Source organism: Glutamicibacter sp. BW80, assembly GCF_002332385.1.
In the GTDB taxonomy this organism is placed as follows: domain Bacteria; phylum Actinomycetota; class Actinomycetes; order Actinomycetales; family Micrococcaceae; genus Glutamicibacter.
On record NZ_NRGV01000041.1, the window covers coordinates 1 to 3,302 of the forward strand.

Sequence of the window (3,302 nt, forward strand, 5' to 3'; positions counted from 1 at the left end):
CCGGTTGATTGATGAGCCCAGTTCTGATGTTCGCTGATGCTCATGCCCATAGGCAGGGATCTTCGACCCGCGTTTTGTTATATGGCGTAAGTTCATCCGTCAATATACGCGGCGTCGACTCCGACCTTGTGGCACCAATCGATAAGTGCTTGACTCTGCTTTATTCGAAACCGTACAAGGTTAGTCACGCGCGAAATGGCGTTAAACAGGGATGCTTGGATAATGGGTGGACGGTATGTCCGACGATGACGACAGCCGAATGCATTTCCTCATGGTGTGATTCTACGTTCACGAGTATAGAGTCATCGCTGCCTAGATCTCGACGCTACCAATTCGATTCCCGTCAAGAGAAAACACATCGAGAAGATACTACCTGCTCAACAAACACTGATCTATATGTAACGACAGGATATGCTCGACTTCCGAGGTAAGTAGCAGATTCAGTTGGTATGGAGCCTAGCTGGGCCCCTGGGTTGATTACGATGACAAGATATCTTCCCGACTGGAAGTATTCGATTAGGCTGCGGAAGATCGACGACCACAGAATCTCCGGATCATACGACAAGGACGTCTTATGTCAGAAACGCAGTCAGATTTTCTTATCCAACTGAACACAGTGCTTTCTGCTGAGCAACTGGAACAGCGCGCAGAAGTACTACTGGAGAATTCCCGGGACTTCGGGCAATTCGTCGGCGACCCCATCATGCCTCTGGCCGTGGTTTACCCCCGAACGGTTGAAGACGTCCAAAAGGTAATGCGACTGGCCTACGAACATCGCATGCCCGTTGTTTCGCGTGGTGCCGGTACCGGTGTATCCGGAGGCGTTCACGTAACCGGTAAGTGCATTGTCCTGAACCTCATGCAGATGAACCGAATCGTGGAAGTTCGCCCCGAAGACGAAGTCGCGGTGGTGGAACCTGGAGTGATCAACTATGACTTGAACGTAGCTGTCTCCGAACACGGTCTCATGTACGCACCGGATCCGGCCAGCTATAAGATGTCTACCATTGGTGGCAATATTGCCACCAATGCTGGTGGTCTACGCTGTGCCAAATACGGAGTGACACGTGAATCGGTACTTGCTGTAGACGTTGTTCTGTCGGATGGCCGTTTAGTTCATCTGGGACGTAATACCTTCAAAGGTGTTGCAGGCTACGACCTCACCGGATTGTTTACCGGTTCGGAGGGAACACTTGGCGTCGTGGTGCGCGCGGTGCTGCGCTTACGATATTTGCCGGTGGATGAGCGCGACATCTCGATGTTATTCCCAAGTTTGGAAGCAGCAGTCCTTGGCGTTCAACGCATAGCCCGCGCCCGCGTACAGCCGGCCATTCTGGAGCTCCTTGATTTGCCGACTATCGAAATCTTAGATGATCAATACTCGACCAACTATGCAGCGCATGGTGGTGCCATGCTCTTAGTCAGGGTGGATGGATATGGCGCCGAAAAGGAAGAAGCTGTCATTCGCGAGACCTTCGAGAACCAAGAAGTAACCCTCAGCGACTCCGGTGCGGACGAAGCCACAACGCTTATCGAAATGCGGCGAACAAGCCGTGGAGATACTAAAGACGATGCCTATCGCATGGGGGAGGACATTGCAGTGCCAAAGAGCAAGATGTCCGACTACGTGCGAGAACTGCGACAGATCGCTTACTCTCACGAGGTAGATGTCAGAGTCATTGCCCATGCGGGGGACGGCAACCTGCATCCTACATTCTCGGTTGAACCCGGTGCCGGAGTCGATCCTCTGGCGAGACTTTCTAAGGCATTGGAAGGATCAATTCGATTGGCCATCGAGATGGGCGGAACCATCACCGGTGAACATGGAGTCGGCCTTATCAAACGCGATTGGTTGAGCTGGGAACAAACTGCTGACGTTCTGCTTCTCCAGCAAGAAATCAAAGCGCTGTTTGACCCGAGGAATATTCTCAACCCCGGCAAGGCACTTTAGTTTCCTTGAACGACGTCCGTTCCTTCTTCAATAGCTCACTGGCAGATTTAGCACAGACGCATCCCCGGGTGTAGTGTATAACCGTTGTAGAGTTACGGGATATAGCGCAGCTTGGTAGCGCGCGTCGTTCGGGACGACGAGGTCGCAGGTTCAAATCCTGTTATCCCGACTAGCAAATGAATAAGGGGGTCCCTAGGGACCCCCTTATTTTTGGTTGAGGGTGTCGTGCGCATATTTCACCGTCCATCGCCAGAGGTATCCAAGCCCGCCGTTCCACTCCCCGCGTACCTGTAGTCGGGCTCTGTTTTGACGTAAAACTGCACCTCAACACAATAGAGCTGTAGATCACTCGAGGAGAAGGGCTCAAAAGATGCCTAAACGAGTTTTCTTATGTATAGTTATATCTCGTGCTAAGGCATTTCGAAGAGAATGATCTTGATGGTCTTCACTGAGGAAGCCAAGTCACATTGGGATATGGTGTAATTGGCAACACAACGGTTTCTGGTTCCGTCATTCTAGGTTCGAGTCCTGGTATCCCAGCGCTTCACCAGAGTAATTTGGTGAGTTGAAGAGAAATCTTCGGCGTACGGCCCCATCGTATAGCGGCCTAGTACTCCGCCCTCTCACGGCGGCAACACGGGTTCGAATCCCGTTGGGGTCACACATCAAAACGCGGAACTTCGGTTCCGCGTTTTTTGCTTTAAGATTACGCTCATCGAACTTCGTGGCCATCCTTTGCGCACGCGTTACTGTTACTTCAGCATCTTCTGTCGGAGCGAGGCGAACGGCAGTATCACCACGGGAACGAACGATGCGCTAGCTGGTGGTTGAGTGGCCGGGACAGACACACGGCCTACCCGCATTGTGTCACTACAGTCGGTCGCGAATGCAACGATGCCTGTGGACCGGGTTTAAGTACTGCCGTAGTTTGCGCCCGGTGATGTCATCGAGGGCAGTGGGATCCACGAGATGTTCAGCAACGGGGATTCACTTAGCCAAGTTTCACCCTTCGACTGGTCGAGGTTCCAGCCCGGGGACGCCAGCTCAACGTCTGGGTTTATCAATTTCATCTCGGATGCCGGCCGGTGGAACCATCTCATCGGAAGGGAGTCTGCGTTTCCCATCTTCGCGCTGCCTGGCCTCTCAAACTGTTGGGCGCCTCGGCATGCCGAAATTGAACGTCACTGCGCATAAGCATCGAAGCATTCAGCGATAGTGATTATTCGGAGGTCAATAGTGAGCAAGCAACCGTGTGTCGGGTGCGGTCTAGGCCTGTTGAACTTTGACAGTGTCTACCGAGATGAAGTCCGGTCATAGAGAGAATAAGGGCCTGTGTGCACGGTCACCTCGG

The 3,302-nt window shown here is 52.6% G+C and carries 1 protein-coding gene and 3 tRNA genes; all 4 read left to right on the forward strand.

The window, feature by feature from the left end; translation table 11 throughout:
- Window positions 1-574: 574 nt before the first annotated feature.
- The 4 genes from CIK76_RS12065 (at window position 575) to CIK76_RS12080 (ending at window position 2,612) form a co-directional block, all read left to right on the forward strand.
- Window positions 575-1,951 (forward strand): FAD-linked oxidase C-terminal domain-containing protein, encoded by a 1,377-nt coding sequence (locus tag CIK76_RS12065; RefSeq protein ID WP_096286796.1) that lies wholly within the window; start codon window positions 575-577, stop codon window positions 1,949-1,951.
- A gap of 95 nt (window positions 1,952-2,046) precedes the next feature.
- Window positions 2,047-2,120 (forward strand) — tRNA-Pro (locus CIK76_RS12070).
- 299 nt (window positions 2,121-2,419) lie between these two features.
- Window positions 2,420-2,491, forward strand: a tRNA-Gln gene (locus CIK76_RS12075).
- Between the two features lie 48 nt (window positions 2,492-2,539).
- A tRNA-Glu gene (locus CIK76_RS12080) sits at window positions 2,540-2,612 on the forward strand.
- Window positions 2,613-3,302 lie beyond the last annotated feature (690 nt).

Excerpts from the sequence above, each read along its gene's own strand:
- CIK76_RS12065 (WP_096286796.1), top strand. The coding sequence starts at position 575 with ATGTCAGAAACGCAGTCAGATTTTCTTATCCAACTGAACACAGTGCTT.